This is a genomic window from Variovorax sp. UC122_21 (genome assembly GCF_044056785.1).
Taxonomy (GTDB): Bacteria; Pseudomonadota; Gammaproteobacteria; order Burkholderiales; family Burkholderiaceae_C; genus Variovorax.
The window spans coordinates 6,221,928-6,248,224 of the sequence record NZ_CP172004.1 but is presented as its reverse complement, the minus strand read 5'-3'; the positions used below and the strand labels follow the sequence as shown (position 1 = coordinate 6,248,224).

Below are 26,297 nucleotides of genomic sequence, written 5' to 3'. Positions count from 1 at the left end.
CGATCCTTCCGAATGCTTTGGGCGAGCCGCCCCGCGTGCTGGCGCTGCATGGCGGCGGCGTCCAGGCCTCGCGGCGCGGCATCCGCTACCTGCTCGACGGCCTGGTGCACGGCGGCGTGCCCTGCGCCTCCTTCGACTTCTGCGGCCATGGCGAGAGCGGCGGGCAGCTCGAGGGATCGAGCCTCGCGCACCGTGTGGCGCAGGCGCGGACCGTCGCCGAACGGGTGGCACCGGGCCGGCCGCTGTCGCTGATCGCCAGCAGCATGGGCGGCCACATCGCCTGCGCGCTGATCCCGGTGCTGAACCCGTCCGCGCTGGTGCTGTTCTGCCCGGCCGCCTACGTGGCCGAGGCCGAGGACGCGCCCTTCGGCCCGCGCTTCCACGGCGTCCTGCGCGCGACCCGCGACGAGGACTACGCGGCCTCGCCGGCCTTCGCCGCGCTCGATCGCTTCGAGGGCCGGCTGCTGCTGGTGCTCGGCGGCGAGGACGCGGTCATTCCCGCCGCGGTGCTCGCGCAGTACACGCAGCGGGCGCGGCGCGCGAAGAGCGTGGAAGTGCTGCGGCTCGCGGGCGCGGGCCACAAGCTGCACGAATGGCTGCCCGCGCATCCGCGGGACCATGCGCGCGTGCTCGAGGCCGCGCTGCGCACGCTGGCGTAGCGCAGGCGCCGCTCAGTACAGGCCGAGCTGCCGCGTCTTCAGGCGCGCCAGGCCCAGCAGCGCATCGGTGAACGGCGTCGCCACGGCGGTCAGTTCGCCGAGCTCGCGCACCACGGTCACGAGGGCGTCGAGCTCGACCGAGCGGCCGGCCTCCACGTCCTGCAGCATCGAGGTCTTGAAGGCGCCGAGCTTGCGCGTGACCGCGTGGCGGTCTTCCGGGCTCTGCGCGATCTCGATGCCGATGCGCCGGCCGATCTCCTTGGCCTCGAGCATCACGGCCGAGATGAAGCCGCGCACGTAGTCGTCGCCCATGATCAGGTCGGTGGTGGCACCGGTCAGCGCGCTGATCGGGTTCACCGTCATGTTGCCCCAGAGCTTGAACCAGACGTCGCGCTGGATCTGCGGCGACAGCGTGGTCTCGATGCCCGTGGCCTGCAGCAGTTCGACCAGCTTCTTCACGCGCGGCGTGGCCTCGCCCGAGGGCTCGCCCACGATCAGGCCGTTGCCGAAGTGGTGCCGCACCACGCCGGGCGCGTCGAGCGAACAGCTGCAGTGCACCACGCCGCCGATCACGTTGGCGGCGGGAATGGCGCGAGCGATCGCGCCGTCGGGATCGACCGCGCCCAGGCGGTGGCCCGCGATGGGGCCGCCGAAGCCGCCCTCGAGGAACCACCAGGGCACGCCGTTCATCGCGGTCAGCACCAGGGTGTCGGCACCGATCAGCGGCGCGATGCGCTCGGCCACGCCGGCCAGCGCCGGCGCCTTGACGGCGATCACCACCAGGTCCTGCACGCCGAGCTCTTCCGGGTCGGCCACCGCGTTGACCGGCACGCGCGTGCGCACGTCGCCGCGCATCAGCGAGAGGCCGTCGCGCCGCAGCGCTTCGAGCGTGGCGCCGCGCGCCACCACGTTGAGGCGCTGGCCCGCTTGCGCGAGGCCGACGCCGATCCATCCGCCGATCGCGCCGGCGCCGTAAATGCAGATCTTCATGGGTCGATCGTAGTGGTCAGTCGCGCTCAGGCGCGGTAGGAAGGATCGATGCGGTCGACCTGGCGCACCAGGGCATTGAACACGTCCTGGCCGGCGCCGTGCGCGGGGCTGAACTGCAACGCGTCGCGCGTGCAGCGGCTCGCGATCTCCTCGCTCACGGGGATCGCGGCGCCCATCGAGAAGGTCGCCATCTGGATCTCGCAGGCGCGCTGCAGGGTCCAGAGGATCGCGAAGGTCTGCGGCAAGGTCTGGCCCCAGGCCAGCAGGCCGTGGTTGCGCAGGATCACCGCGTTGCGGTCGCCGATGCTCTTGAGCAGGCGCGGGCCCTCGTCGGCGTGGATGGTGATGCCCTCGAACTCGTGGTAGGCCACCATGCCGTGCAGCTGCGCGGTGTAGAAGTTGGTCTGCTGCAGGCCGCCCTGCAGGCAGGCCACGGCCACGCCCGCGGTGGTGTGCGTGTGCATCACGCAGTGCGCGCCCTCGAGGCCGTCGTGGATCGCGGCATGCACCGTGAAGCCTGCCGGGTTGACCGGGAAGGTCGAGCCGTCGAGCACGCGGCCCTGCAGGTCGATCTTCACCAGGTTGCTGGCCGTCACCTCGCTGTAGTGCAGGCCGAAGGGATTGATCAGGAACTGCTTCTCGCCACCGGTCACGCTGTCGGGCAGCCGCACCGTGATGTGGTTGTAGATCATCTCGGTCCAGCCCAGCATCGCGAAGATGCGGTAGCAGGCCGCGAGCTCCTCGCGCGCGGCGCGCTCGTCGGGATGGATCGAGGGATGGACCAGGGCCGACGCGGACGACGGCGTGGTGGTGGCGAGAGGGGTCATTGCAGTTCCTTCATGGGGTTAGCCTTCCGCGGTGAAGCCGACTTCCTTGACGATCGGCGCCCACTTGGCGGTGTCTTTCTTCAACAGTTCGGTCAGCTCGGCGGGCGTGGACGACATGGCTTCCAGGCCGAAGGTGCCGAGGCCGTCGACCACGTCCTTCTGCGCGAGCGCGTTCTTCATCGAGGCATTGAGCCTCGCGACCAGCTCGGGCGAGGCCTTGGCCGGCAGGAAGAAGGCGAACCACTCGCTGTGCGCCATGTCCTGGATGCCCTGCTCGCCGAAGGTCGGCACGTCGGGCGCGAAGCGGCTGCGCTTGGCGCCCGAGACGCCGAGGATGCGCACCTTGCCCGTGGGCAGGTGCTGCGTGATGTCGCCGATCGGGCCCGACACCGCCGAGATGTTGCCGCCCAGCAGGTCGAGCATGGCCGGCTGCGTGCCGCGGTAGGCCGCGTGCTTGAGCTCGACGCCGCCCTTCTTGCCGAGCAGCGCGCCGATGAAGTGCGGCGTGGAGCCGGCGGCCGGCGAGCCGTAGTTGGCGCCGGCCGGGTTGGCCTTGGCCCAGGCCAGGAATTCGGGCACGGTCTTCACGCTGGCCGGCACGGCCGGGCCGACCGCGAAGCCGAAGTCGAAGATGCAGCCGATGGTCACGGGCGTGATGTCGACCATCGGGTCGTACGGCAGCTTCTTGTAGATGTGCGGGTAGATCGTGAGGATCGAGGTCGGCGTCTGCAGGATCGTGGTGCCGTCGGCCGGGCGGCCCTTGACGTAGCTGACCGCGATCTGGCCGCCCGCGCCGGTGCGGTTCTCCACCACCGCCGCGCGCGCGTAATCGGGGCTCAGCTTGGTCGCGACCCGGCGGCAGATGGTGTCCGAGGTGCCGCCGGCCGCGAAGCCGGTGACGATAGTCGCGGTCTCGATGCCGGCCTGCGCGAAGGCGCGCTGGCCGATGCCGGCGAGCAGCGCGGAGGCGCCGGTGGACTGCAGCAGCTGGCGGCGGGTGAAGCTCATGATGGTTCTGTCTCCGGGTAACGGTGGTTGGGGGTCAGGACTCGTCGCGCAGCCAGGTGACCGCGCCCGAATGGGTCACCGCGCCCTGGTGGGCAGGACGCACGGTGAGCGCGTATTTTTCCAGCAAGCCACCGTGCGGGACCCCCGCGTTTACTCCACGTCCGGCGAGGCGCCGCGCGATCTCCTCGTCCGTCAGTTCCACCGAAATGGTGCGCGCCGCCGCGCGCGCGTCGATCGCGATCAGGTCGCCGTCGCGCAGCGCCGCGATCGGCCCGCCGTCGGCCGCCTCGGGCCCGGCATAGCCGATGCACAGGCCGCGCGTGGCGCCCGAGAAGCGCCCGTCGGTCAGCAGCGCCACCTTGTCGCCCATGCCCTGGCCGTAGAGCAGGGCGGTGATGCCCAGCATCTCGCGCATGCCGGGGCTGCCCCGGGGGCCCTCGTTGCGGATCACGATCACGTCGCCCGCTTCGTACCGCCGGTTCTGCACCGCGGTCTGCGCCTGTTCCTCCGAATCGAAGACGCGCGCCGGGCCGCGGTGCACCAGCGTCTGCAGGCCGGCGGTCTTGAGCAGCGCGCCGTCGGGGCAGAGGTTGCCCTTGAGCACCGCCAGCCCGCCGTCGCGCGTGATCGGGTTGCCGGCCTCGCGCACCACGTGGCCGTCGGGCGCCAGGGCGCCGGCCAGTTCCTCGGCCATGGTGCGGCCGGTGAAGGTGAGCACGTCGCCATGCAGGAAGCCCTGCTCGAGCAGCGAGCGCAGGATCACGCCGGCGCCGCCGATGTAGAACACGTCGCGCGCGAGGTAGCGCCCGCCCGGGCGCAGGTCGGCGATGAGCGGCGTGCGCGCGAACACCTCGGCCACGTCGTCGAGGTGGAAGCGGATGCCGGCCTCGTGCGCGATCGCCGGCAGGTGCAGCGCGGCATTGGTCGATCCGCCCGTGGCCGAGACCACGGCGCAGGCGTTCTCGAGCGCCTTGCGCGTGACGATGTCGCGCGGCAGCGGGCTGTCGCCCATCACGGCCTTCATCAGCGTCTTCGCGGCGCGGCGCATCAGCGGCGCGCGCTCGCTGAACACGGCCGGCACCATGCTCGAGCCGATCGGCGCGAGGCCCAGTGCCTCCGACACCATGCCCATGGTGTTGGCCGTGAACTGCCCCGCGCAGGCGCCGGCCGTGGGCAGGCAGGCGCGGCTCATGGCGTCGAGCTCGTCGTGCGTGGCCGTGCCGGCCAGCACCTTGCCGATGGTCTCGTAGGTGTCGACCACGTTGAGGTCGCGCCCGTCGGGCCCGGGCATCTGGCCCGGCAGCGCCGAGCCGCCGTGCACGAACACGCTCGGCACGTTGCAGCGCACCATGCCCATCATCAGGCCCGGCAGGTTCTTGTCGCAGGCGCCGATCGCGAAGATGCCGTCCCACTGGTGGCCGCGCACCGAGGCCTCCACGCTGTCGGCGATCAGCTCGCGCGAGATCAGCGAGAAGCGCATGCCCGAGTGCGCCATGGTCAGCCCGTCGCTGACCGACACCACCGGGCATTCGTGCGGCGTGCCGCCGCCCGCGTAGATGCCGGTCTTGGCATGCTGCGCCTGCTCGCGCAGGTTCAGGTTGCACGGGCTCATCTCGCCGCCGGTGTGGAACACGCCGACGTGCGGGCGCTCGATGTCCTCGTCGTCCTGGCCCAGCGCATGCAGGAAGCTGCGCGTGGTCGCGCGGATCGTGCCCTCGCGGATGGTGGCGGAACGGAAGCGCGGCGGCTTGGGATCGGTGGGCGTGGTCATCGGCTGGCGTCGGGCTGGCTCGGGTGGGGGAAAAGGGTCAGAACATGCCGTTGCTGTTGGCGGCGGTCTCGGGCACCGGCTGGATCACGTCCCAGTGCTCGACGATCTTGCCGTTCTCGAGCTTGAAGATGTCGACGATCGCATTGCCGCGCGTGCCGGGCTCGCGCACCGCGTGCACATGCAGGATCACGTAGTCGCCCTCGGCGAAGCTGCGCTTGATCTCGCTCTTCGAGTTCGGGAATTTCTCGCGCAGGAAGGCGATGAACTTGCGAAAGCCCTCGGGGCCGTCGGCCGCGGTCGGGTTGTGCTGCACGTAGCGGTTGCCCACGTACTTGAGCGCGGCCTCGGCGTCCTTCTGGTTCAGGCCCTTCTCGTAGAAGGCCAGCACGGCCTGGCGGTTGGCTTCCTGTTGGGCGGCGGGGCCGGGGGCGGGGAGTTGGGCGCAGGCCGCGAGGCCCAGCACGGCGGCGGCGGCGAGGAACTTGAGGGCGAGGCGGCGCATGCGGACTCCTGTCGTTGCTTCAGTAGCTGCTGGGAGCGGGCGCGGCCGGGGCGGCGCCGTTCTTGAACTTGGCGGCGAGCTGGCGCGCCGCCGCGGCCAGCACGATGGTGTCCACCCCCACGGCCACGAAGGTGGCGCCGGCCGCGAGCCACTTGCGTGCCTGCTCCTCGGTGGTCGAGAGGATGCCCGCGGCCTTGCCGGCCTTCTGGATGCGCGCGACCGCGTCGGCGATCACCGCCTGCACCTCGGGATGGTTGGGCTGGCCCACGAAGCCCATCGAGGCCGACAGGTCGGCCGGGCCGATGAACACGCCGTCGACGCCGGGCGTGGCCGCGATCGCGTCGAGGTTTTTCATCGCCTCCACCGTCTCGGCCTGCACCAGCAGGCAGGTCTGGGCATTGGCCTCGTGCAGGTAGTTCGGATAGGCCTGCCAGCGCGAGGCCCGCGCGAGCGCGCTGCCCATGCCGCGGATGCCCTCGGGCGGATAGCGCATGCCCTGCACCATGCGCGCGGCCTGCTCGGCGGTGTCGACCATCGGCACCAGCAGCGTCTGCGCGCCGATGTCGAGGTACTGCTTGAGCAGCGTGGTGTCGCCCACGGGCACGCGCACGATCGGCTGCGGCCGGGTCGCGCCCTCGGGCAGCGCCGACCAGGCGCTCGAGATGCCCTGCAGCTGCGCGAGCACCGAGCGCACGTCGTTGGGCGCGTGCTCGCCGTCGACCAGCAGCCAGTCGTAGCCGGTGCTGGCCAGGATCTCGGCCGCGTAGCCGTCGGCCAGGCCGACCCACAGGCCGATCTGGGCGCGCTTCTCGGCCATGGCCTTCTTGAACAGGTTGATGGGGGTGTGCATGGAGGATTCCGAAGAGGTCAGACGAGGCGGAACGACACGGCGCCCAGCGGGCCGTAGTCGGCATGGAAGGTGTCGCCGGGCAGCGCGGTGGTCGGGCGCGTGAACGAGCCGCCGAGCACGACCTCGCCGGCCTCCAGGTGTTCGTCCCAGGGCGCGAGCTTGTTCGCGAGCCAGGCCACGCCGGTGGCCGGATGGTTGAGCACGGCCGCGGCCACGCCCGATTCCTCGATCACGCCGTTCTTGTAGAGCAGCGCGCTGACCCAGCGCAGGTCGACCGCGTCGGGCTTCACCGGCCGCCCGCCGATCACGATGCCGGCATTGGCCGCGTTGTCGGCGATGGTGTCGAAGACCTTGCGCGGCGCCTTGGTGTGACGGTCGAACTGCTCGATGCGCGCGTCGATGATCTCGATCGCCGGCACCACGTAGTCGGTGGCCGCGAGCACGTCGAAGATGGTCACGCCCGGGCCCTTGAGCGGCTTGCCGAGGATGAAGGCCAGCTCGACCTCGATGCGCGGCGCGATGAAGCGCGTGAAGGGGATGTCGGAGCCCTGCTCGAAGAACATGTCGTCGAGCAGCGTGCCGTAGTCGGGCTCGGTGATCTGGCTCGACTGCTGCATCGCGCGCGAGGTCAGGCCGATCTTGTGACCCTTGGCCACGCGGCCCTCGGCGATCTTCTGCTTGACCCATGCGCGCGAGATCGCATAGCCGTCCTCGATGGTCATCTCGGGAAAGCGCTTGGAGAAATGCTCGACCTGCACGCGCGAGCGTTCGCTCTCGTGCAATTCGGCCGCGAGCCGGGCGATGGTGTCGGAAGAAAGCATGGCGGTGTGTGTGGGGGTCAGCTCTTGTTGAACAGGGGATGCAGGTTGCTGTGCTTGCCGTCGTAGACCTGGCCGGGGCTCTCGTCGATCTGCAGCGTGATGCCGATGTGGCGTTGCGAAAAGACGGGCTCGAAATGCGATTTCAGGACGGCCAGCAATTCGTCGCCGGCCTTCTTCTTCGCTTCCTCGCTGCGGCCTGCCGCGATGCGCACATTGACGTAGACGAAAGCGTAGTCGTCCGCATCGTCGGCCACCGCGTATTGGGCCGCGGGGTAGGCGAGCACGCGGGTGCCGCCGATGGGAAAGACGGGCTTGCCCTGTGCGTCCTTCTGCGCGACGAGCGTGGCCGCGAGAGCGCGGCACAGGTCGCCCATGCGGGTTTCGGCTTCGAGGTTGCCGGTGTACTGGACGGTGACGTGGGGCATGGTGTTCTTTCCTTCAGACAACGGACATCGTCGCGGCCGTGCAGGTCACCGCGAAGATCGGAATGGCCTTCATGTGGAAGATCTCGCCCTGGCCGCGCGCAGCCGCGGCCACGCTGAGGAAGGTGCGGATCTCGAAGCCGCCCTGGCCGGCCTCGCGGTAGGTCGCCTCGTCGCCGTAGTCGTCGAGCGACAGCAGCGCCTCGCGGTCGTTGGCGCACCAGCGGCGCATGAACTCGGCATCCCACTCGGCATTGACCTTGCCCGAGTCGGGCGTGGCCGGCCAGTGCGAGATGCCGCCGGTGCCCACCAGCGCGATGCGCTCGGGCACCTTGTCGCAGGCGCGGCGCAGCGCCTCGCCGAAGGCCCAGGCGCGGTGCAGCGGCGTGAGCGGCGGGCCCTGGCAGTTGATGTTGACCGGGATCACCTTCGTGTCGAAGTTCGGCGTGAGGAAGTTCAGCGGCACCATGATGCCGTGGTCGAATTTCCACTCCTCGGCATAGGCCACGTCAACCGTCTGCATCACCTCGCGGATCAGCCGTTGCGACAGCGCGGCGTCGCCCGGGATCGTGTGCTTCTCGATGCCGAGCCACTTCGGGTCCTCGATCGGGCCCTCGTAGCTGTCGGCCATGCCGATCGCATAGGCCGGCATGTTGTTCATGAAGAAGTTCGCGAAGTGCTCGGCCGCGATCACGATCACCGCGTCGGGCTTGGTCGCGCGCATGGCCTCGCCGAAGCGATGGAACTGCGCGTGGAACTCGTCCTTCACCGCCGGGTCGGCGAGATGCGCGCGGCCGGTGATGCCGGGGGCGTGGCTGCACACGCCTGCGAATACGAGACTCATACGCCCGCCACTTTCTCGTCGGTTCCGGTTGTCATTGCATAGATGCCGGCGCGCACCGGTCCGTACTTGCGCACGCCCTCGCGCATGGCCTCGAGGTAGTCGGCCCACGGAATGCCCAAGAGCGGCGCGAAGTGCATCAGCAGCTGGCCGTTGCAGCCCAGCACGTAGAGCTTGCCGACGTCGCCGCCGTCGATGGCCTCGCGCTCCTCGTCGCTGAGGTCGTAGCCGCCGAGCAGCGCCTTGCGCGTGTCGCCGCCTTCGGCATAGCGCCGCTGCACCTCGGCATCGCGGTTGAGCGCGAACAGGAATTTCTGCATCGCATAGAGGCTCATGGTCAGCCCTCGATCTGGATGTTGGCCTTGCGGATCACGTCGCCGTACTTCGCGATCTCGCTCTGGACGAAGACCGCGAAGCGCTCGGGCGAGCCCGACAGCGACGCGATGCCGCCCTTGCGGAAGGCCTCGGTCACCACCGGTCCCGCGAGCGCGCGGTTGACCTCGGCGTTCACGCGCTGCACCACGGCGTCGGGCGTGCCGGCGGGCGCCAGCAGGCCGTTCCACGAATTGGACTCGATCGCCACGCCCTGTTCGGCCAGTGTGGGAATGTTCGGCGCGTACTGCGAGCGCTGCGCGGTCGCCATGCCCAGCGCCACCAGCTTGCCGCCCTCCACATGGCCGCGGAACTCGGGCCAGTTGCCGAACATCATCGTGACCTGGCCGCCGAGCAGGTCGGTCAGCGCCGGGCCCTGGCCCTTGTAGGGCACGTGCACGATGTCCAGGCCCATCTGCAGCTTGAGCATCTCGCCCGACAGGTGGGCCGAGGTGCCGTTGCCGAAGGAGGCGAAGCTCAGCGTGCCGGGCTTTGCCTTGGCCTGGTCGCGCAGGTCGGCCAGCGTCTTCAGGCCGCTGCCCGGATGGGTGGCGAGCACGTGTTCCGACATGCCCATCAGCGCCACCGGGCGCAGGTCCTTCAGCGTGTCGTAGGGCAGCTTGCGCACCAGCGTCTGGTTGGCCGCGAAGCTGTTGGCCACGCAGACGAAGCTGTAGCCGTCGGGCGCGGCCTTGGCGACCGTGTCGACGCCGATCACCGTGCCCGCGCCGGGCTTGTTCTCGATCACCACGGGCTGGCCCAAGGCCTTCGCGAGCTCGGTGCCGACCAGGCGCGCGACGAAGTCGGTGGTGCCGCCGGGCGGGAAGGGCACGACGATGCGCACCGGCCGGGCCGGCCACGCGGCCTGGGCGCGCGCCAGCATGGGCAGGGCCGCAAGCGCGGCCGTGCCTTGCAGCAGCGTGCGGCGACCCAGGCTCATGCCACGCCCCAGTGCGGGATGTGATGCGAGCCCATCGACACCGCCACGTTCTTCGGTTCGCAGAACACCTCGTAGCTCCAGGTGCCGCCTTCGCGGCCCGTGCCCGAGGCCTTGGTGCCGCCGAAGGGCTGGCGCAGGTCTCTGACGTTCTGGCTGTTGACGAAGCACATGCCGGCCTCCACGGCCGCGGCCACGCGGTGCGCCTTGCCGATGTTCTCGGTCCAGACGTAGCTCGACAGGCCGTACTGGATGTCATTGGCGAGCTCGATGGCATGCGCCTCGTCGCGGAACGGGATCAGGCAGGCCACGGGGCCGAAGATCTCGTCCTGCGCGATCTTCATGCGGTTGTCGACGTCGGCGAACACCGTGGGCATCACGTAGTTGCCCTTCTTCACGCGGTCGGGCAGGTTGCTCGGTGCTTCGAGGCCGCCGCACAGCAGCGTGGCGCCTTCCTTCGGGCCCAGCTCGATGTAGCTGCGCACCTTGGCCAGGTGGGCCTGCGAGATCATCGGCCGACGATGGTCTTCTCGTCGAGCGGGTCGCCCACCGTGATGCGCCTGGCGCGCTCGGCGAATTTGGCCGCGAAGTCGGCGTAGATCGACTGCTGCACCAGGATGCGCGAGCCGGCGGTGCAGCGTTCGCCGTTGTTGCTGAAGATCATGAACACGGCCGCGTCGAGCGCGCGGTCGAGGTCGGCGTCGTCGAAGATCACGAACGGGCTCTTGCCGCCGAGTTCCATGCTGAACTTCTTGAGGCCCGCGCTCTTCACGATGCGGTTGCCGGTGGCGGTGGAGCCGGTGAACGAGATCGCGCGCACGTCGGGGGTGCGCCACCAGCGGTTCGCCCGCTTCCTTGCCGTAGCCGTGCACCAGGTTCAGCACGCCGGGCGGAATGCCGGCCTCGAGCGCCAGCTCGCCCAGGCGCGCGGCCGAGAGCGGCGAGAGCTCGCTCATCTTCAGCACGGCCGTGTTGCCGAAGGCCAGGCAGGGCGCGACCTTCCAGGTGGCGGTCATGAAGGGCACGTTCCACGGGCTGATCAGCGCGCACACGCCGACCGGGTGGAACAGCGTGTAGTTCAGGTGCGTGGGCGTGGGATAGGTGTGGCCGTCGACGCGCGTGCACATCTCGGCGAAGTAGTAGAAGTTGTCGGCCGCGCGCGGCACCAGCTGCTTGCCGGTCTGCGCGATGACCTGACCGCAGTCGTTGGTCTCGGTCTGCGCGATCTCGGGCACGTTCTTCGCGATCAGGTCGCCGAGCTTGCGGATCAGCTTCGCGCGCTCGGGCGCGGGCATGCCGGCCCACTTGGGAAAGGCCTCCTTGGCGGCGGCCACGGCCGCGTTCACCTCGGCCTCGCCGCCGGAGGCGACTTCGGCCAGCACTTCCTGCGTGGCGGGGTTGACGGTCTCGAAGTAGTCCGAGCCCTTGACGGACTTGCCGCCGATGAGATGGTCGATCTGTTGCATGAGGGAATCCGGTTCAGTCCAGTTTGATGTCGCGTGCCTTGATCAAGGCATGCCATTTCTTGCGCTCCGCATCGGTGTAGCGCGTCATTTCGGTGGCGTCGGCGGGGCGGGCCTCCCAGCCGGCGTCGTAGAGCTTCTGGCGCACGCCGGCATCGGCCATGGCCTTCTGCAGCTCGGTGCCGAGCTTGGCCTGCACTTCCTTCGGCGTGGCCGCGGGCACGACCAGGCCCTGCCAGGTGTAGGCCTCGACGTTGGCGAAGCCCAGTTCCCTGGCGGTGGGTATGTTCGGCAGCTGCGGCACGCGCTCGGCCGACATGGCGAGCAGCGGCACCACCTTGCCGGCCTTGACCGCGCTCACGCCGCTGGGCAGGTCGAGCATCATCAGCGCGACCTGGCCGCCCATCAGGTCCTGCAGCGCGGGCGCGCCGCCCTTGTAGGGCACGTGCAGCATCGACACGCCGGCTTCGCGCTGGAACAGTTCGTAGGCGAGATGGTGCGGGCTGCCGGTGCCCGGCGTCGCGATGCTGTACTTGCCGGGCGAGGCCTTGAGCGCGGCCAGCAGCGCCTTCGCGTCGGCGATGCCCGCATTGGGCGCGGCCGTGATGATCAGCGGCGAGCGGCCCATCATGCCGACCAGCGCGAAGTCCTTCTCGGCGTCGTAGGGCAGCTTCTTGTAGAGCGCGGGGTTGTAGACCAGCACGCCGTTGTCGGCCGAGAACACGGTGTAGCCGTCGCCGGCCGAGCGCGCCACGTTCTCCGACGCGATGATCGCGCCGGCGCCGGGCCGGTTGTCGACCAGCACCGGCTGGCCCAGCTGCTGCGACACCTGCGCGCCCACGGTGCGCGCGAGGAAGTCGGTGCCGCCGCCGGCCGGATAGCCGACCACCCAGCGCACCGGCTTGGCGGGATAGGCGGTCTGCGCGACGGCGAGGGCCGAGACGGCCAGCGCCATCGTGGCTGCGGCCACGGACTGGAGGAGCTTCTTGCCGGTGATCATGTCGTGTCGTCTCCGCTGATTTCTTGGGCGTGTGGATGGAAAAGGAGAGCGCGCCGCGCGGGCGCGCTGGAAAAAATCAAGCCGCCGCGATGGTGTTGACCAGCGCGCCGATGCCCTCGATCTCGGTCACGACCTCGTCGCCGGGCTGGCAGTCGACCACGCCGTCGGGCGTGCCGGTGAGGATCAGGTCGCCGGGCGACAGCGTCATGAAGCGGCTGAAGTACTCGATCAGGAAGGGTGCGTCGAAGATCATGTCGCGCGTGTTGCCCTGCTGCGTGACCTGGCCGTTGACCGTGGTGCGCAGCGCGAGCGCCATCGGGTCGGCCACGTCCTTCGCATCGACCAGCCAGGGGCCGATCGGCGTGCAGGTGTCGCGGTTCTTCACGCGCAGGTTGGGGCGGTACCAGTTCTCGAGGTAGTCGCGGATCGCGTAGTCGTTGGCCACGGTGTAGCCGCCGATGAAGTCGTAGGCGTCGTCGCGCTTCACGTGGCGCGCGGTCTTGCCGATCACGATCGCGAGTTCGCACTCGTAGTGCATGAACTGCACGCCGGCCGGGCGGAAGGTCTTCTGGCGATGGCCGATCAGCGCGCTCTGGCCCTTGACGAAGACCAGCGGCTCCTCGGGCGCCTTGAACTCAAGTTCCTTCGCATGGTCGGCGTAGTTGAGGCCGAGCGCGAGGATGGTGCGCGGGCGCGGCGTGGGCGCGAGCGGCGGCAGCCAGTCGACGGCGTCGAAGCCGACCACGCGGCCATCGGCCAGCCGCAGCGCGCCGTCGTGTTCGACGGCCTCGTGCACGGCGCTCTCGTAGCGGATGCGTGCGTGCTTCATGCGGCGGCTCCCTTTTCTTCTGCAACCAGGGTGTTGGTGAGCGTCTCGAAGCCCGGCGCCGAGATCTCGATGCGATCGCCCACGCGCGCCAGCGGCCGGCCCGCGCCGCAGCCGAGCATCAGCACGTCGCCGTGTGCCAGCGTCATGAATTCGCCGACCTCGGCCAGCAGCTGGCGCGCGGGGCGCACCAGCGTGGAGAAGTCCAGCGTCTGCCGGACTTCCCCGTTGATGCGCACCTCGACGCGGAACGCCGCGGGATCGTCCACCTCCTGCGCGTCGCGCAGCGCGGGGCCGATGCCGAGGAAGCCGTCGAGGCACTTGAACTTGACCGGCGGGCGGAAGAAGCTCGCATGCGGCACCGACAGGTCGTTCATCGGCACGAAGCCTTCGATGTCGCCGTCGGCGCCCACCACCATGCCGATGCTCGCGCCCACCTCGACCTCGGGCACGTTCGCCGGCACCGGAATCGCGGCGCCGTGCGGGCTCCAGGTGTTGGCGGTCTTGACGTAGAGCACCGGGGCCTTGGGCGGCGCCTTGTAGGGCGGGGCGCTCATCTGCGGCGCGAGCGCCTCCACCTCGGCGCGGAAGTTGAGCAGCGTGCCGTAGACGGTGCCGGTGGGAAGGAAATGGGAAGGTGAAGAAGGGGGGCTCATGGCTGTTCCAGTGCGATCAGTTCGTCGAGCAGCTCGTAGAGCTGGCCGAGCTTGTCCTTGCCCAGGGATTGCTCCATCCACTGGTAGTGCGCCTCGATGCTCGAGGACAGCTTGTTCACCAGCTTCATGCCGCGCGGCGTGGCCTCGACCACGGTGCGGCGCTGGTCGGCCGGGTCGCGGCTGCGCGTGATCAGGTCGTCGCGCTCCATGCGTGCGAGCACGCCCGTGAGGCTGGGCCCGAGGATGAAGGCCTCGCGGGCCACGCGGCCGGTTTCGACCGCGCCGTGTTCGCCGAGCACGCGCAGCACGCGCCACTGCTGGTCCGACAGCGCATGCACGCGCAGGCTGGGCCGGGTGTGGGCCATGACGGCTTCGCGCGCCTGCAACAGCAGGCGCGGAAGGTTGCGGTGGGTGAAGGCGGTACTCATGTCGATCGATTTATTTAACATGTTAAATGATCGGCAAAAAAAACACGGCTACGGGATAACCCTGGCCCGCGCTCGGGCCAGGGTGGAGGACTTCAGTCGACGGTCGCGCCCGAGGCGCGGATCACCTGCCCCCAGCGTTCCGATTCGCTGCGGATGTAGGCCGCGAGCTGCGCGGGCGTGCTCGAGCCGGGCTCGAAGCCGTCGTTCTCGAGCTTCTGGCGCAGCGCGGGCTGGGCGATCACCTTCGCGATCTCCTGGCTCAGGCGCTCGACCACCGGCGCCGGCGTGCCCGCGGGCGCGACGATGCTCTGCCAGGCCACGGCCTCGAAATCGGCCGTGCCCGGCAGCCGCGACTCGGCCACCGTCGGCACGTCGGGGAAGGTGGGCTGGCGCTTCTTCGAGGTCACGGCCAGCGCGCGCAGCTTGCCGCTGCGCACGTGCTGCAGCGCCGGCGCGATGTCGGTGAACATCAGCTGCAGCTGGCCGCCGAGCAGGTCGGTGAGCGCGAGCGCGCTGCCCTTGTAGGGCACGTGGGTCATCGCGGTGCCGGTGGCGAACTTGAACATCTCGGCGCCCAGGTGCTGCGGGCTGCCGTTGCCGGCCGAGCCGTAGCTCAGGCCCTCGGGTTTGGACTTGGCGAGCGCCACCAGTTCGGCCAGCGTGCGCGCGGGCACCGAGGGATGCACCACCACCATCAGCGGCACCGCGCCGATCAGGCCCACGGGCGCGAAGTCCTTCGCCGGGTCGTACGAGAGCTTCTTGTAGAGCCAGGGATTGATCGCGAGCGTGGTGCTGGTGGCCACCAGCAGGGTCGAGCCGTCGGGCGCCGAGCGCGCCACCTGCGAGGCGCCGATGGCGGTGCCCGCGCCGGGCTTGTTGTCGACGATCACGGTGCGGCCGAGCGCCGTGCCGAGCTGCTGCGCGATCAGCCGGCCGAGCATGTCGGTGGTGCCGCCGGGCGCGTAGGGCACGACGATGGTGATGGGCTTGTCGTTCTGCGCCAGCGCGGCGAGCGGGCCGGCGGCGCAGGCGGCGGCGGACAGGGCACCGAGCTGGCGCAGGGCGTGGCGGCGGTTCATGCGGATGTCTCTCTTTCTTCGTTGGATTCGGAAGCAGCGGCTGGCGTGGCGCCGCGCAGCAGGTCGACCAGCGCCTCGGGATCGGCCGGCACGGCATCGCCGCGCCAGGCCACGTGCTGGTCGGGGCGCGAGATCACGAGCGCGCGGTCGTAGAGCGCGGCGGCCTCGGGGCCGTCGATGTCGAGCACGCGCAGCGGCAGCCCGCGCGCGGCGGCGGCGGCCGCGAGCGGTGCCACATCGAGCGCCGGGTCGCGGCGCAGCAGCACGTAGCCCTCGCCGAGCGCGGCCATCGCGTCGTAGAGCGAGCGGCCGTCGGCCAGCCACAGGTGCGGAACGCGGCAGCCGGGCACGGTGGATGGCTTGAAGTCGTACATGGTGTAGGCCGGCGCGGCCTCGCCGTCGTAGGCGATCAGCGGCGAGGCGTCGTAGAAGTAGCCGAAGTTCAGCCCGCCGCAGCAGTACTGCTGCACGTTGAGGTCGTACAGCGCCTGGCCGCGCGCGGCGCGCAGCGCGTCGCCCTCGGGGCCCGGCGCCTCGATGCCTTCGGGCACGCCCTCGCGCTGCTTCTGCAGGGCCAGCGCATGGTTCATCGCGAACTTCGAGACCTGCTCGGTGATCGGCTGGCGCTCGGCCTCGTGCGCGTCGAGCGCGGCCTCGGCGAGCCAGCCGCGCAGGTGGCCCGCGAGCAGCCACGACAGGTTCATCGCGTCGGCGATGCCGGCGTTCATGCCGTAGCCCGCCATCGGGATCCACAGGTGGGCCGCGTCGCCGCAGATGAAGACGCGGCGGTCGCGGAAGCGCTCGGCCACCAGGCGGCGGCCGATCCAGTCCTCCTTCGAGATCACCTCGTACTCGAAGTCCGCGCCCACGCCGAGGATCTGGCGGATCGCCCAGTCGCGGTCGATCGATTCGAAGTCGGTCTCGTCGGCCAGCAGGTAGTTGTGCAGCAGCCAGGTCTCGCGCCCGTCGATCGCATAGACGTTGCCGCAGCGCCGCGGATTGAGCGCGAAGGTGGCCCAGGCCGGCTTGTTCTTCAGCAGGCCCAGCAGCGCGGGCGCGCGGAAGTAGGTCGACTGCACGCGGCCCACCACGTCGGTGCCGCGCAGGTTGGCGCCGATCTTCTTGCGCACCGTCGAGCGCCCGCCGTCGCAGCCGATCAGGTAGCTGCAGCGGATGCGCACCGCGCTGCCGTCGTCGAGGTCGACGCCGGTCGCCCACACGCCCTCGTCGTCCTGCTCGAAGTCGTCGATGCGCGTGCGGTTGCGGATGCGCAGGCCCGGCGTGGCCTCGGCATGCGCGAACAGCACCGGCTCGAGGAAGATCTGGTTGATGCGGTGCGGCGGCTCGGCCGTGGGCCACCAGGTGTCGGGGCCGCCGGTGGCGGTGTAGCGCTCGCGCCGCGCGGGGATCGGGATGCGCGAGAGCTCGGGGCCCGTCACCGTGGTGCGGTAGGCCACGTCGTTCGGATAGTCGGCCGGCAGGCCCGCGTCGCGCAGTGCCTGCGCCACGCCGAGCCGGCGGAAGATCTCCATCGAGCGCGCCGACACGTGGTTGCACTTCACGTTCGGCGGCTCGCCGCGGTGGCGGATCTCGGTGACCAGCACGTCGATGCCGCGTTGCGCCAGGTCGATGGCCAGCGTGAGGCCGACCGGCCCGCCGCCGACGATCAGCACCTGCGCCTGCAGTGGTTCTGTCATGGGTTCGTTTGTCTCTCGTTGTGGACGGCGGCCATTACAGTGCCGAAGTGCCATCCGACAGAAGTGAAACTTTCATGGCCATTCATAAAAAGCCTTTATCAATGCGCGGCGTGCCCTCGGTGCGCCAGCTGCGCGCCTTCGCGGCCGTCTACCACAGCGGCCAGCTGTCGAGCGCCGCCGCGGCGCTGTCGCTCACCCAGCCGGCGGTCAGCGTGCTGCTGCGCGAGCTCGAGGACCGGCTCGGCGTGCGGCTGTTCGACCGCACCACGCGCAGCCTGCACCGCACCGCCGCGGCCGACGAGGCCATCGGCCATGCCGAGCGCGTGCTGGCCGAGCTCGACGCGCTGGGCAGCGGCATGGCCGAGCTCGCGGCCGGGCGGCGCGGCCGCCTGCGCATCGCCGTCACCTCGACCATCGCGCAGACGCTGATGCCGCGCGCGCTGCGCCGCTACACGCAGCAGCATCCCGAGGTGAAGGTGGCGATCGACGACTGCGCGCCGAGCCAGTTCGTCGAGACCGTGCTCAGCGGCCAGGTCGATTTCGGCGTCGGCACCCTGCAGGCGCGCACGCCGGGCCTGGACGAGCGCGTGTTCGTGCACGACCACCTCGCCGTGATCGCCGACCGCGACCTGCCGCTGCCCGGCGGCGCCGCGGGCATCACCTGGCGCCAGCTCGCGGCGCTGCGGCTCATCACGGTCAAGCCGGGCTACGGCGTGCGCAACAGCATCGACGCCGCGGCCGCCGAGGCCGGCGTGCGGCTCGAGATCGCCTACGAGGTGAGCCTGCTGACCACCGCGCTCGCGATGGCCGCGGGCGGGCTCGGACCGGCGCTGCTGCCGGCGTCGATCCTCGCGCATGCCGATCCCTCGCGGCTGGTCGCGCGCCGGCTGATCCGGCCGACCGTGGCGCGCAACATCGCGGTGGTCACGCGGCAGGGCCGCTCGCTGTCGCCGGCCGCGGCGGCCTTCGCCGACCTGCTGGCGAGCGAATTCGCGATCTGAAGGCTCAGGCGCGCGGCCGTGCCAGGTAGGCCTGCATGGTCTCGATGAAGGTCTTGGCCGCCACCGAAAGCGTGCGGTCGCGCTTGGCGACCACCGAGATGTTGCGCGTCACCACCGGCGCGTGGATCTTGCGCGCCACCAGTTCCTTGAAGCCGCACTGCGCCACCAGTTCGGCCGGCACGATCGACGCGCCCAGGCCCGAGGCGCTCATCGCGAGCGCGGTGGTCAACAGCGACACCTCCTGCTGGATGTCGAGCGCCACGTTGGCCGCGCGCGCGGTGCGGTCGATGGCATTGCGGATGCCGTAGCCGGCCTTCACCGTGATCAGCGCGTGGCCCGCGAGGTCGCTCCAGCGCACCTGGCGGCGCCGTGCCAGCGGATGGCTGGGCAGGCACACCAGCGCGAGGTGGTCGTGGATCAGCGTGCGCTGGCTCAGCGCCGCCACCTCCTGGTCGGGCGAGCCGATGCCGAAGTCCACCTGCTCCGAGAGTATGCGCGGCACGAACTGCTCGGTCTCGCAGTCGACCAGCTGCACGCGCACGCCCGGATGCAGGTCGTTGAAATGCCGGATCACCGGCGGCACCAGCGTCAGCGCGATGGTCGGCGTGACGGCGATGCCGATGCGCCCGCTGGGCGTGGCCTGGCCGCGGAAACCGGTCTCGAGCGAGCGCACGTCGCGCAGGATGCGCTCCGCGATCGGCAGCATCTCGTGCGCGGCCTCGGTCGGGCTCAGCGAGCGCGTGGTGCGGTCGAACAGGCTGGTGCCGGTGGCGGCCTCGAGCTGGCGGACCAGCACGCTGACGGCCGAGTGCGTGAGGTAGAGCCGGTCGGCCGCGGCGCTGAGCTTGCGCCAGCGATAGACCTCCACGAAGGCGCGCAGCTGGCGCAGGCTGGTGCCGGGGATCGAGCCATCGTGATTCATGAATTTATTTCGACGCTTGCAAAATAAGTTTCGATTCTCTCGCGCTGCGTCCTCCGCTCCAATCGCGCCCATGCCCTGCACCCGGCGGGCGCCAACGACAACAGGAGACTCGATGAACGGCTCGGGCTTTTCATTCGCGCACACGCGCGCCGCCGTGTCCGACGCGGAGTGGCGGCAGCGCGTCGATCTGGCGGCGGCCTTCAGGCTGGCCGGCTACTACCGCATGACGGACCAGATCTACACCCACCTCACGGCCAAGGTGCCGGGCACGCAGGCGCATTTCCTCATCAACCCCTACGGCGTGCTGTTCGACGAGGTCACGGCCTCCTGCCTGGTCAAGGTCGACATCGACGGCGAGGTGGTGTTCGACCCGACCGGCATCGGCATCAATCCCGCGGGCTTCCTGATCCACAGCTGCATCCATCGCGCGCGGCCCGACCTGCATGCGGTGCTGCACACCCATACCGCGGCCGGCATCGCGGTGGCGGCGCAGCGGCGCGGGCTGCTCAACCTGTCGCAGCACGCCATGCGCTTCCATCGCCGCATCGGCTACCACGACTACGAAGGCGTGGCGCTCGACTTCAGCGAGCAGGACCGGCTGGTGCGCGATCTCGGCCCGCACAACGTGATGATCCTGCGCAATCACGGCCTGCTGGCCGCGGGCGACACCATCCGCGAGGCCTTCGAGCGCCTCTACTACCTCGAGCGTGCCTGCGAGGCGCAGGTGCGCGCGCAGTCGGGCGGCGCCGAGCTCATCGAATGCAGCGACGAGATCGCCGAGAAGGTGGCGCAGGCGCTCGACCGGCCCGGTCGCTCGGCGCGCGACAACGACTGGCCGGCGCTGCGCCGGCTGCTGGACCGCATCGATCCGTCGTACGCGACCTGAACCCGGCAGCCCCACGAGAACGACAGGAGACACACGATGACGAAGAAGAAGACCGTTGGATGGCCGCGCCGCGCGGCCGCGCTGCTGGGCATGGCCGCCGTGGCCTTGCAACTGGCCGCTGGGGCCATGACTGCGAGCGCGCAGCCCGCCTGGCCGAGCAAGCCGATCCGCTGGGTGGTGCCCTACACGCCCGGCGGCGGCACCGACCAGAGCTCGCGCATCATTGCCGAGAAGCTCTCGGTGGCGCTGGGCCAGCCGATCGTGATCGACAACCGGCCCGGCGGCAACACGGTGATCGGCGCGGCGGCGGCTGCTTCTGCGGCACCCGACGGCTACACCGTGTTCTTCGCGGCGCTGTCGACCATGGCCGTGATCCCGAACCTCTACGACAAGCTGCCCTATGCGAGCGATGCGCTCACGCCGGTGACGCAGCTGGTGCACTTCCCGCTGTTCCTGATGGTCGAGGCCGGCGGGCCGCTCGACACCATGCCCAAGTTCCTCGCGGCGGCGCGCAGCCAGCCGCTGCTGTTCGCGATCGGCGGGAGCGGCAGCGGCGGCCACCTGGGCTCGGAGCTGATGAAGCGCCAGCTCAAGGCCGACATGACGGCGGTGCCGTTCAAGGCCATGGTGCAGGCCGCGCCCGAGGTCGCCACCGGCCGCGTGTCGTTCATGTTCGCCGACCTGCCGGCCGCGTTGCCGCACGTGCAGGGCGGCCGCGCGAAGATCATCGCGACCGCGGGCAAGACGCGCTCGGCGCTCTATCCCGACGCACCGACCCTGGCCGAGGCGGGCGTGGGCGAGATCGACTTCGACACCTGGGCCGGCCTGGCCGTGCCCAAGGGCACGCCGCAGCCCATCGTCGACCGGCTGGCGCTGGAGCTCAACAAGGTCATCGCCGATCCGGCCGTGCGCGCCAAGCTGGCGCTCATCGGCGTCGAGCCCGCGCCGTCCTCGCAGGCCCGCTTCACCGAGTTCATTGCCTCGGAGAATGCCAAGTGGCGCGCCGTGATCCAGGCCGCCGGCATCAAGCTCGAATGACGGCGCCGCCGCTGCGCTCGCTGCTGGTCTTCAACGGCGAGGCCGGGTTCTATGCGCAGGCCCTGCGCGCGCGCTGCCCGGCGCTGGAAGTGCACGCCACCACCGAGCGGGCCGAGGCCTTGCGCCTGCTGGCCGAGGTCGAGGCGCTGGTGGTCTCGGGCCCGTGGGTCGACGACGCGATGCTCGCGGCCGGGCCCGCGCTGCGCTGGGTCCATGCGCTGACCTCGGGCACCGACACCATCACCGGCTCGTCCGCGCTGCTGCCCGGCACGCTCGTGACCTCGTCGCGCGGCGTGCATGGGCCGCAGATGTCCGAGCTGGCGCTGCTGATGATGATGGCGCTGGCGCGCGACCTGCCGCGCATGCTGCGCGACCAGCGCGAAGGCGCCTGGCACCGCTGGCCGCAGCCGCTGCTGTGGCGCCGGCACGCGGTGCTCATCGGCACCGGCCACGTCGCGCGCGAGCTGGCGCGGCGCTGCCAGGCGATGGGGATGCGGGTCAGCGGCATCTCGGCCACGCCCGCGCCTGTCGACGGCTTCGACGACGTGCAGGCGCGCGAGCGGCTGCCGCAGGTGGTGGCGCAGGCCGATTTCGTGGTGGTGCTGACCGCGCACGATGCGCGCACCCACCACCTGATCGATGCGCCGGTGCTCGCGGCGATGCCGGCGCATGCCTTCCTCGTCAACCTCTCGCGCGGCGGCGTGGTCGACGAGCACGCGCTGCTCGCGGCGCTCGAGAACGGGACCATCGCCGGCGCCGGGCTCGACGTCTACGAGACCGAGCCGCTCGCGGCCGGCCATCCGCTGCGCCGGCTGCCGAACGTGATCGCCACGCCGCACATCGGCGGCCTGAGCGACGTCTATGCGCGGCAGGTGCTGCCGATGCTGCTCGACAACGCGGCGGCCCTGGCGGCGGGCGACGTGGGCGCGCTGGTCAACCGCGTGTGCTGAGCGAGCGTCCCCGCGCCGCGGTGGCGCGGGGCCACGCCCTAAACTCCCGGCCATGGCCAAGGACAAATCCATCTACGTCTGCAGCGAATGCGGCGGCACCAGCGCCAAGTGGCTCGGCAAGTGCCCGAGCTGCGGCGCCTGGAACACACTGATCGAACAAGCGGCCGGCGGCGCGAACGCCCCGGCCAACAACCGCTTCGGCACGCAGTTCGCGTCGCTCGCCGGGGCTTCCGAACTCGCGGTGCTCTCGGAGATCGAGGCCAGCGACGTCGCGCGCACGCCCACGGGCCTCGACGAGCTCGACCGCGTGCTCGGCGGCGGCGTGGTGGCCGGCGGCGTCACGCTGATCGGCGGCGACCCGGGCATCGGCAAGTCGACGCTGCTGCTGCAGGCGGTCGATGCGCTGCAGCGCGCGGGGCAGAACGCGCTCTACGTCACGGGCGAGGAGAGCGGCGCGCAGGTGGCGCTGCGCTCCAAGCGGCTGGGCCTGGACCATTCGCAGGTGCAGGTGCTGGCCGAGATCCAGCTCGAGAAGATCATCGCCACGCTCGATGCCACGCGCCCGGCCATCGCGGTGATCGACTCGATCCAGACCGTCTACTCCGACCAGCTCACCTCGGCGCCGGGCTCGGTGGCGCAGGTGCGCGAATGCGCGGCGCACCTCACGCGCTTCGCCAAGACCAGCGGCACGGCCGTGGTGCTGGTGGGCCACGTCACGAAGGAGGGCGCGCTCGCGGGGCCGCGCGTGCTCGAGCACATGGTCGATACGGTGCTGTACTTCGAGGGCGACACGCACTCGAGCTTCCGGCTGGTGCGCGCGATCAAGAACCGCTTCGGCGCGGTCAACGAGATCGGCGTGTTCGCGATGACCGAGCGCGGCCTCAAGGGCGTGGCCAACCCGAGCGCGATCTTCCTGAGCCAGCACACCGAGCCGGTGCCTGGCAGCGTGGTGCTGGTCACGCTCGAAGGCACGCGGCCGATGCTGGTCGAGATCCAGGCGCTGGTCGATGACGGCGGGCCGAGCCCGCGCCGGCTGTCGGTGGGCCTGGACCGCGACCGGCTGGCGATGCTGCTGGCGGTGCTGCACCGCCATGCGGGCGTGGCCTGCATGGACCAGGACGTGTTCGTCAACGCGGTCGGCGGCGTGCGCATCAGCGAACCGGCGGCCGACCTCGCGGTGATGCTGGCCATCACCTCGAGCCTGCGCGGCAAGCCGCTGCCCAAGGGCTTCATCGCCTTCGGCGAAGTGGGCCTGGCGGGCGAGGTGCGGCCCGCGCCGCGCGGCCAGGAGCGGCTGCGCGAGGCCGCCAAGCTGGGCTACAGCCTCGCGGTGGTGCCCAGGGCCAATGCGCCGCGCAAGGGCACGAAGGACATCGAGGGCCTGACGATCCACGCGGTGGACCGCATCGAGGAGGCGATGGACGTGGTGCGCGAGCTCGAGTGAGCGCCCAAAAAAAACGGGCCGTCATGGCCCGTTGAAAAGACGCCCGGCGCATCGGTGGCGGCGCGCCGGGCGGGCTCCCTGCCCTCCTACCCCCTGATTCGTGCGTCGATGCGCGGCGTGAACGCCGGTCCGCCGTCGCGCCGGCATTGGCCGCCGGGCGACGGGGCCGGGTTCATCGCGTTCCGGCCGTCGCCGACGGCCTCTCCCTGACAACGTGGGCCGCCGCGGCCGCCTGGTTCGCGCCGGGTTTCGCCGCTACCGCGCAGGGCGGCGAGGCTGAGCCGGACGAAGGTGACGGAGCGTGGAATGTTCATCTGCGGTGTCCGCGGGGCCCGGGCTGATGCCCGTGCGGCGAAATGTGCCCGCGACGGCCCGCGGCGCGCGCGGCTTTGTGGCCCGGTAGCGCGAGATGCGCCTGGCGGTAGCCGGGCCCGCTACCCCGCCGCGCCGGCGCGGCGACAATGCGGGCCATGAATTTTCAGAAGTTTCTCGTGCCCGTGGGGGCGCTCGTCGTGCTCGGCGTGGCCTGGCGCAGCTATGGCTGGGGCGGCGTGGCCCTGGCGGCCGGCGCGATCGTGATGTTCCTGCTGATGCATTTCAACCGCGCGATGCAGGTGCTCAAGCGCGCGGCCGACCGGCCCGTGGGCACGGTGGCCAGCTCGGTGATGCTCAATGCCAAGCTCAAGCCGGGCGTGACGCTGATGCACGTGGTCGCGATGACGCGCGCGCTCGGCGAACTGCGCTCGCCGCAGGACCAGCAGCCCGAGCACTACCGCTGGACCGATGCCGGCGGCTCGTACGTCGACACGGTGTTCAACGGCGGCCGGCTGCAGAGCTGGACGCTGACGCGGCCGCCGGCGCAGGACGACGAGGCCGAGACGCCCGCGGCCTAGGCGCCGCGCGGCGCGCGCCACGGCGGGTTGATGCGCGCGTGATGGCGCGCCTCCTTCACGAACTCGGTGCACACGTGCGTCATGAGGTCGGCCGAGCGGTAGACCAGGTAGACCTCGAAGTCGGGCAGCGCGTCGGTGATCGGCAGCCGCTCGAGCGCGTCGCCGCTCAGCCGCAGCGGCCCGGCGCCGTGGAACACCGCGTCCGACCACATGCTGACCAGGTCGGTCTGCGTGGCGAGCTGCAGGCCCAGCAGGTTCGAGGCGCTCTGCACCATGCGCCGCGGCATCTCCAGGCCGTGCAGGCGCATGGTGCTGACCAGCGGGCTGAACGGATCGTCGACCGGGTCGAGCACCAGCCAGTCGGCATCGAGCAGCGGCCGCAGCTTGCGCACGCGGCGCAGCGGATGGCCCGCGCGCACCGAGATGTGCATCGCCACCGAGAACAGCGGCTCCCACTGGAACACGTTCGAGCCCGGCCCGCTGCAGGTCGAGATCAGGCCGAGGTCGAGCCGGCCCTCGCGCAGGCCTTCGAGCATCTGCTGCGGCCGCATCTCGAAGGCGCGCAGCGCCACGTTGGGAAAGCGCTGGCGGAACGCGGCCATGGCCTCGGGCAGCGGGCCGTTCGAGGCCACCGCGGTGAAGCCGATGTCCAGCCGCGCCTCGTCGTGGCCGCGGATCGCCTCGATGTCCTCGAGCGCATGGCGCAGCTCCTGCTCGACCACACTGGCGCGCTTGACCAGCGCCGCGCCGTAGGGCGTGAGGCTCACGCCGCGCGTGGAGCGCGACATCAGCGTGACGCCGAGCTCGCGCTCGAGCTCGGCGATCGCCTTCGACAGCGCCGGCTGGGTGGTGTGCAGGCCGCGCGCCGCCTCGTGGATGCTGCCGTGCTGCGCCACCGCGAGCAGCACGCGCAACTGCTGCAGCTTCATCGCGCGCGCCCGGGCCTCAACGGTCGAAGGCCGCCTGCAGGCCGGCCTTGTCGCTCACGCCCTGGTGCAGCTCGAGCATCAGCAGCAGGCGCGCCTTCTGCGGGCTCAGGTCGCCGGCCATCACGGCGCCGGCATCAAAGGTGGTCTTGCCGCCGCCCACGAAGCCGTACAGCGGCATGGTGCGGCCGTTGGGCACGCGGGTGGCGATCACCACCGGCACGCCGCGCCCGAGCGCGTACTTCACGGCCTCGTACATCGAGACGTTCATGTTGCCCATGCCCACGGCCTGTACCACGATCGCCCTTCGCGCCCTGGTCCACCGCGTAGCGCAGCAGCGAGCCGTCGGCGCCGCCGAACATCGCGAGGATCTCCACGCGCGGCATCTCGGCGCTGCCGATGTCGATGTGCTGGCGGCGCAGCGCGGTGCGCGAGAACACCACCTTGTCGTCCCAGACCTCGCCGATGAAGCCGAAGTCGCCCGACTTGAAGGTCTCGACGTTGCCGGTGTGGGTCTTGGTCACCGCGCGCGCGGCATTGATCTGGTTGTTCATCGCGAGCATCACGCCCTGGCCCACGGCCTCGGGCGTGGTGGCGATGCGGATCGCGTTGAGCAGGTTGCGCGGGCCGTCGAAGTCGCTCGAGGAGGCATTGCGCTGCGCGCCGATCAGGATCACGGGCTTGTTCGACTTGACCGTGAGGTCGAGCCAGTAGGCCGTCTCCTCCATGGTGTCGGTGCCGTGCGCGATCACCACGCCCGCCACCTCGGGGCGCGCGAGCGCGTCGTCCACGGCCCTGGTCAGGCGCGTCCACCACTTGGGCTCGACGTAGTTGGCCGACATGGCCGAGAAGTTGTTGACCTCGATGGTGGCGTACTTGCCGGCATCGGGCACGGTCTGCATCAGGTCGTCACCCGAGATCGCGGGCACCACGCCCTTGGTGACGGGGTCGACCTTCATCGCGATGGTGCCGCCGGTGGCGATGAACTGCACGACGGGCTTGGTGCCCTGGGCCGAGGCGGCCATCATGCAGCAGGGCGCGAGGGCCAGCAGGCAGAGGCAGTGGCGAATGAGCTTCATGGTGTTGTC

Annotated in this window: 26 protein-coding genes and 3 pseudogenes; 7 read left to right on the top strand and 22 right to left on the bottom strand. The window is 70.6% G+C overall.

Going from position 1 to position 26,297, the window contains the following annotated elements; all coding sequences use genetic code 11:
* Positions 1-17 precede the first annotated feature (17 nt).
* Positions 18-659, top strand: coding sequence for an alpha/beta hydrolase (locus tag ACHMXE_RS42200; protein WP_395349391.1), 642 nt, complete (start codon positions 18-20; stop codon positions 657-659).
* Positions 660-671: 12 nt separating this feature from the next.
* Here ACHMXE_RS42200 and ACHMXE_RS42195 read toward each other — a convergent pair whose 3' ends face one another.
* The 19 genes and pseudogenes from ACHMXE_RS42195 to ACHMXE_RS42105 all read right to left on the bottom strand — a co-directional run bounded on the left by ACHMXE_RS42195 (position 672) and on the right by ACHMXE_RS42105 (position 17,149).
* Positions 672-1,649: a 2-dehydropantoate 2-reductase gene (locus tag ACHMXE_RS42195; protein ID WP_395349390.1), complete on the bottom strand. Its 978-nt coding sequence runs from the start codon at positions 1,647-1,649 to the stop codon at positions 672-674.
* A 26-nt stretch (positions 1,650-1,675) separates the two neighbouring features.
* The gene (locus ACHMXE_RS42190) at positions 1,676-2,476 is read right to left on the bottom strand and encodes a class II aldolase/adducin family protein (protein WP_203203723.1); all 801 of its coding nucleotides are present in this window, start codon (positions 2,474-2,476) and stop codon (positions 1,676-1,678) included.
* A gap of 18 nt (positions 2,477-2,494) precedes the next feature.
* Positions 2,495-3,484 (bottom strand): Bug family tripartite tricarboxylate transporter substrate binding protein, encoded by a 990-nt coding sequence (locus ACHMXE_RS42185; RefSeq protein WP_203203724.1) that lies wholly within the window; start codon positions 3,482-3,484, stop codon positions 2,495-2,497.
* A gap of 34 nt (positions 3,485-3,518) precedes the next feature.
* Positions 3,519-5,255, bottom strand: coding sequence for a dihydroxy-acid dehydratase (gene ilvD, locus ACHMXE_RS42180; RefSeq protein ID WP_395349389.1), 1,737 nt, complete (start codon positions 5,253-5,255; stop codon positions 3,519-3,521).
* Positions 5,256-5,292: 37 nt separating this feature from the next.
* Positions 5,293-5,757, bottom strand: a complete 465-nt coding sequence (locus tag ACHMXE_RS42175; protein WP_395349388.1) for an ester cyclase — start codon at positions 5,755-5,757, stop codon at positions 5,293-5,295.
* Between the two features lie 19 nt (positions 5,758-5,776).
* Positions 5,777-6,607 carry a 4-hydroxy-2-oxoheptanedioate aldolase gene (hpaI, locus tag ACHMXE_RS42170; protein ID WP_395349387.1) on the bottom strand — a complete coding sequence of 277 codons (831 nt, stop codon included), beginning with the start codon at positions 6,605-6,607 and terminating at the stop codon, positions 5,777-5,779.
* 17 nt (positions 6,608-6,624) lie between these two features.
* On the bottom strand, positions 6,625-7,428 hold the full coding sequence (gene hpaH / locus ACHMXE_RS42165) for a 2-oxo-hept-4-ene-1,7-dioate hydratase (protein ID WP_093343978.1): 804 nt from the start codon (positions 7,426-7,428) through the stop codon (positions 6,625-6,627).
* Positions 7,429-7,445: 17 nt separating this feature from the next.
* Positions 7,446-7,853, bottom strand: coding sequence for a 5-carboxymethyl-2-hydroxymuconate Delta-isomerase (locus ACHMXE_RS42160; RefSeq protein ID WP_209540433.1), 408 nt, complete (start codon positions 7,851-7,853; stop codon positions 7,446-7,448).
* A 13-nt stretch (positions 7,854-7,866) separates the two neighbouring features.
* On the bottom strand, positions 7,867-8,694 hold the full coding sequence (locus ACHMXE_RS42155; RefSeq protein WP_093343981.1) for an extradiol ring-cleavage dioxygenase: 828 nt from the start codon (positions 8,692-8,694) through the stop codon (positions 7,867-7,869).
* Positions 8,691-9,026, bottom strand: a complete 336-nt coding sequence (locus ACHMXE_RS42150; RefSeq protein WP_208510163.1) for an aromatic ring-opening dioxygenase subunit LigA — start codon at positions 9,024-9,026, stop codon at positions 8,691-8,693. Before ACHMXE_RS42150 ends, ACHMXE_RS42155 begins: the two co-directional genes overlap by 4 nt.
* 2 nt (positions 9,027-9,028) lie before the next feature.
* On the bottom strand, positions 9,029-10,003 hold the full coding sequence (locus ACHMXE_RS42145; RefSeq protein WP_395349386.1) for a tripartite tricarboxylate transporter substrate binding protein: 975 nt from the start codon (positions 10,001-10,003) through the stop codon (positions 9,029-9,031).
* Positions 10,000-10,820 (bottom strand): annotated as a pseudogene (locus ACHMXE_RS42140) (aldehyde dehydrogenase family protein). Before ACHMXE_RS42140 ends, ACHMXE_RS42145 begins: the two are co-directional and overlap by 4 nt.
* Positions 10,821-10,866: 46 nt before the next feature.
* Positions 10,867-11,466, bottom strand: a pseudogene (locus ACHMXE_RS42135) (aldehyde dehydrogenase family protein); the annotation flags it as partial.
* A gap of 13 nt (positions 11,467-11,479) precedes the next feature.
* A complete protein-coding gene (locus tag ACHMXE_RS42130; protein WP_057592753.1) occupies positions 11,480-12,463 on the bottom strand; it encodes a tripartite tricarboxylate transporter substrate binding protein in 984 nt (327 codons plus the stop codon).
* 76 nt (positions 12,464-12,539) lie between these two features.
* A complete protein-coding gene (locus tag ACHMXE_RS42125; RefSeq protein WP_395349385.1) occupies positions 12,540-13,292 on the bottom strand; it encodes a fumarylacetoacetate hydrolase family protein in 753 nt (250 codons plus the stop codon).
* A complete protein-coding gene (locus ACHMXE_RS42120; protein ID WP_395349383.1) occupies positions 13,289-13,945 on the bottom strand; it encodes a fumarylacetoacetate hydrolase family protein in 657 nt (218 codons plus the stop codon). Before ACHMXE_RS42120 ends, ACHMXE_RS42125 begins: the two co-directional genes overlap by 4 nt.
* Positions 13,942-14,373: a homoprotocatechuate degradation operon regulator HpaR gene (hpaR, locus tag ACHMXE_RS42115; protein ID WP_093343992.1), complete on the bottom strand. Its 432-nt coding sequence runs from the start codon at positions 14,371-14,373 to the stop codon at positions 13,942-13,944. Before hpaR ends, ACHMXE_RS42120 begins: the two co-directional genes overlap by 4 nt.
* A gap of 92 nt (positions 14,374-14,465) precedes the next feature.
* Complete coding sequence (locus ACHMXE_RS42110) at positions 14,466-15,452, bottom strand: tripartite tricarboxylate transporter substrate binding protein (RefSeq protein ID WP_057592757.1); 987 nt, start codon at positions 15,450-15,452, stop codon at positions 14,466-14,468.
* Positions 15,449-17,149: an FAD-dependent oxidoreductase gene (locus ACHMXE_RS42105; protein ID WP_395349382.1), complete on the bottom strand. Its 1,701-nt coding sequence runs from the start codon at positions 17,147-17,149 to the stop codon at positions 15,449-15,451. Before ACHMXE_RS42105 ends, ACHMXE_RS42110 begins: the two co-directional genes overlap by 4 nt.
* Positions 17,150-17,223: 74 nt before the next feature.
* Between ACHMXE_RS42105 and ACHMXE_RS42100 the strand changes: the two genes are divergently transcribed.
* Positions 17,224-18,150, top strand: coding sequence for a LysR substrate-binding domain-containing protein (locus tag ACHMXE_RS42100; protein ID WP_395349381.1), 927 nt, complete (start codon positions 17,224-17,226; stop codon positions 18,148-18,150).
* A 4-nt stretch (positions 18,151-18,154) separates the two neighbouring features.
* Here the strand turns inward: ACHMXE_RS42100 and ACHMXE_RS42095 are convergent, their stop codons facing one another.
* A complete protein-coding gene (locus tag ACHMXE_RS42095) occupies positions 18,155-19,072 on the bottom strand; it encodes a LysR family transcriptional regulator (protein ID WP_203203738.1) in 918 nt (305 codons plus the stop codon).
* Positions 19,073-19,184: 112 nt separating this feature from the next.
* Here ACHMXE_RS42095 and ACHMXE_RS42090 point away from each other — a divergent pair, with 112 nt between their 5' ends.
* The 5 genes from ACHMXE_RS42090 (at position 19,185) to ACHMXE_RS42070 (ending at position 24,283) form a co-directional block, all read left to right on the top strand.
* Entirely contained in the window at positions 19,185-19,958 is a 774-nt protein-coding gene (locus ACHMXE_RS42090; RefSeq protein ID WP_057592760.1) for a class II aldolase/adducin family protein, read from the top strand.
* A gap of 36 nt (positions 19,959-19,994) precedes the next feature.
* The gene (locus ACHMXE_RS42085) at positions 19,995-20,996 is read left to right on the top strand and encodes a Bug family tripartite tricarboxylate transporter substrate binding protein (RefSeq protein ID WP_395349379.1); all 1,002 of its coding nucleotides are present in this window, start codon (positions 19,995-19,997) and stop codon (positions 20,994-20,996) included.
* The gene (locus ACHMXE_RS42080) at positions 20,993-21,946 is read left to right on the top strand and encodes a D-2-hydroxyacid dehydrogenase (RefSeq protein ID WP_395349378.1); all 954 of its coding nucleotides are present in this window, start codon (positions 20,993-20,995) and stop codon (positions 21,944-21,946) included. Before ACHMXE_RS42085 ends, ACHMXE_RS42080 begins: the two co-directional genes overlap by 4 nt.
* A 52-nt stretch (positions 21,947-21,998) precedes the next feature.
* Positions 21,999-23,390 (top strand): DNA repair protein RadA, encoded by a 1,392-nt coding sequence (radA, locus tag ACHMXE_RS42075; RefSeq protein ID WP_395349377.1) that lies wholly within the window; start codon positions 21,999-22,001, stop codon positions 23,388-23,390.
* A 461-nt stretch (positions 23,391-23,851) separates the two neighbouring features.
* Positions 23,852-24,283, top strand: coding sequence for a glycerate kinase (locus tag ACHMXE_RS42070; RefSeq protein WP_209540444.1), 432 nt, complete (start codon positions 23,852-23,854; stop codon positions 24,281-24,283).
* Here the strand turns inward: ACHMXE_RS42070 and ACHMXE_RS42065 are convergent.
* A complete protein-coding gene (locus tag ACHMXE_RS42065) occupies positions 24,280-25,212 on the bottom strand; it encodes a LysR family transcriptional regulator (protein ID WP_395349376.1) in 933 nt (310 codons plus the stop codon). The genes ACHMXE_RS42070 and ACHMXE_RS42065 overlap by 4 nt on opposite strands.
* Positions 25,213-25,228: 16 nt before the next feature.
* Positions 25,229-26,234: pseudogene (locus ACHMXE_RS42060) on the bottom strand (asparaginase).
* Positions 26,235-26,297 lie beyond the last annotated feature (63 nt).

Excerpts from the sequence above, each read along its gene's own strand:
- ACHMXE_RS42195 (WP_395349390.1), bottom strand. The coding sequence starts at position 1,649 with ATGAAGATCTGCATTTACGGCGCCGGCGCGATCGGCGGATGGATCGGC.
- ACHMXE_RS42190 (WP_203203723.1), bottom strand. The coding sequence starts at position 2,476 with ATGACCCCTCTCGCCACCACCACGCCGTCGTCCGCGTCGGCCCTGGTC.
- ACHMXE_RS42185 (WP_203203724.1), bottom strand. The coding sequence starts at position 3,484 with ATGAGCTTCACCCGCCGCCAGCTGCTGCAGTCCACCGGCGCCTCCGCG.
- ilvD (WP_395349389.1), bottom strand. The coding sequence starts at position 5,255 with ATGACCACGCCCACCGATCCCAAGCCGCCGCGCTTCCGTTCCGCCACC.
- ACHMXE_RS42175 (WP_395349388.1), bottom strand. The coding sequence starts at position 5,757 with ATGCGCCGCCTCGCCCTCAAGTTCCTCGCCGCCGCCGCCGTGCTGGGC.
- hpaI (WP_395349387.1), bottom strand. The coding sequence starts at position 6,607 with ATGCACACCCCCATCAACCTGTTCAAGAAGGCCATGGCCGAGAAGCGC.
- hpaH (WP_093343978.1), bottom strand. The coding sequence starts at position 7,428 with ATGCTTTCTTCCGACACCATCGCCCGGCTCGCGGCCGAATTGCACGAG.
- ACHMXE_RS42160 (WP_209540433.1), bottom strand. The coding sequence starts at position 7,853 with ATGCCCCACGTCACCGTCCAGTACACCGGCAACCTCGAAGCCGAAACC.
- ACHMXE_RS42155 (WP_093343981.1), bottom strand. The coding sequence starts at position 8,694 with ATGAGTCTCGTATTCGCAGGCGTGTGCAGCCACGCCCCCGGCATCACC.
- ACHMXE_RS42150 (WP_208510163.1), bottom strand. The coding sequence starts at position 9,026 with ATGAGCCTCTATGCGATGCAGAAATTCCTGTTCGCGCTCAACCGCGAT.
- ACHMXE_RS42145 (WP_395349386.1), bottom strand. The coding sequence starts at position 10,003 with ATGAGCCTGGGTCGCCGCACGCTGCTGCAAGGCACGGCCGCGCTTGCG.
- ACHMXE_RS42130 (WP_057592753.1), bottom strand. The coding sequence starts at position 12,463 with ATGATCACCGGCAAGAAGCTCCTCCAGTCCGTGGCCGCAGCCACGATG.
- ACHMXE_RS42125 (WP_395349385.1), bottom strand. The coding sequence starts at position 13,292 with ATGAAGCACGCACGCATCCGCTACGAGAGCGCCGTGCACGAGGCCGTC.
- ACHMXE_RS42120 (WP_395349383.1), bottom strand. The coding sequence starts at position 13,945 with ATGAGCCCCCCTTCTTCACCTTCCCATTTCCTTCCCACCGGCACCGTC.
- hpaR (WP_093343992.1), bottom strand. The coding sequence starts at position 14,373 with ATGAGTACCGCCTTCACCCACCGCAACCTTCCGCGCCTGCTGTTGCAG.
- ACHMXE_RS42110 (WP_057592757.1), bottom strand. The coding sequence starts at position 15,452 with ATGAACCGCCGCCACGCCCTGCGCCAGCTCGGTGCCCTGTCCGCCGCC.
- ACHMXE_RS42105 (WP_395349382.1), bottom strand. The coding sequence starts at position 17,149 with ATGACAGAACCACTGCAGGCGCAGGTGCTGATCGTCGGCGGCGGGCCG.
- ACHMXE_RS42100 (WP_395349381.1), top strand. The coding sequence starts at position 17,224 with ATGGCCATTCATAAAAAGCCTTTATCAATGCGCGGCGTGCCCTCGGTG.
- ACHMXE_RS42095 (WP_203203738.1), bottom strand. The coding sequence starts at position 19,072 with ATGAATCACGATGGCTCGATCCCCGGCACCAGCCTGCGCCAGCTGCGC.
- ACHMXE_RS42090 (WP_057592760.1), top strand. The coding sequence starts at position 19,185 with ATGAACGGCTCGGGCTTTTCATTCGCGCACACGCGCGCCGCCGTGTCC.
- ACHMXE_RS42085 (WP_395349379.1), top strand. The coding sequence starts at position 19,995 with ATGACGAAGAAGAAGACCGTTGGATGGCCGCGCCGCGCGGCCGCGCTG.
- ACHMXE_RS42080 (WP_395349378.1), top strand. The coding sequence starts at position 20,993 with ATGACGGCGCCGCCGCTGCGCTCGCTGCTGGTCTTCAACGGCGAGGCC.
- radA (WP_395349377.1), top strand. The coding sequence starts at position 21,999 with ATGGCCAAGGACAAATCCATCTACGTCTGCAGCGAATGCGGCGGCACC.
- ACHMXE_RS42070 (WP_209540444.1), top strand. The coding sequence starts at position 23,852 with ATGCGGGCCATGAATTTTCAGAAGTTTCTCGTGCCCGTGGGGGCGCTC.
- ACHMXE_RS42065 (WP_395349376.1), bottom strand. The coding sequence starts at position 25,212 with ATGAAGCTGCAGCAGTTGCGCGTGCTGCTCGCGGTGGCGCAGCACGGC.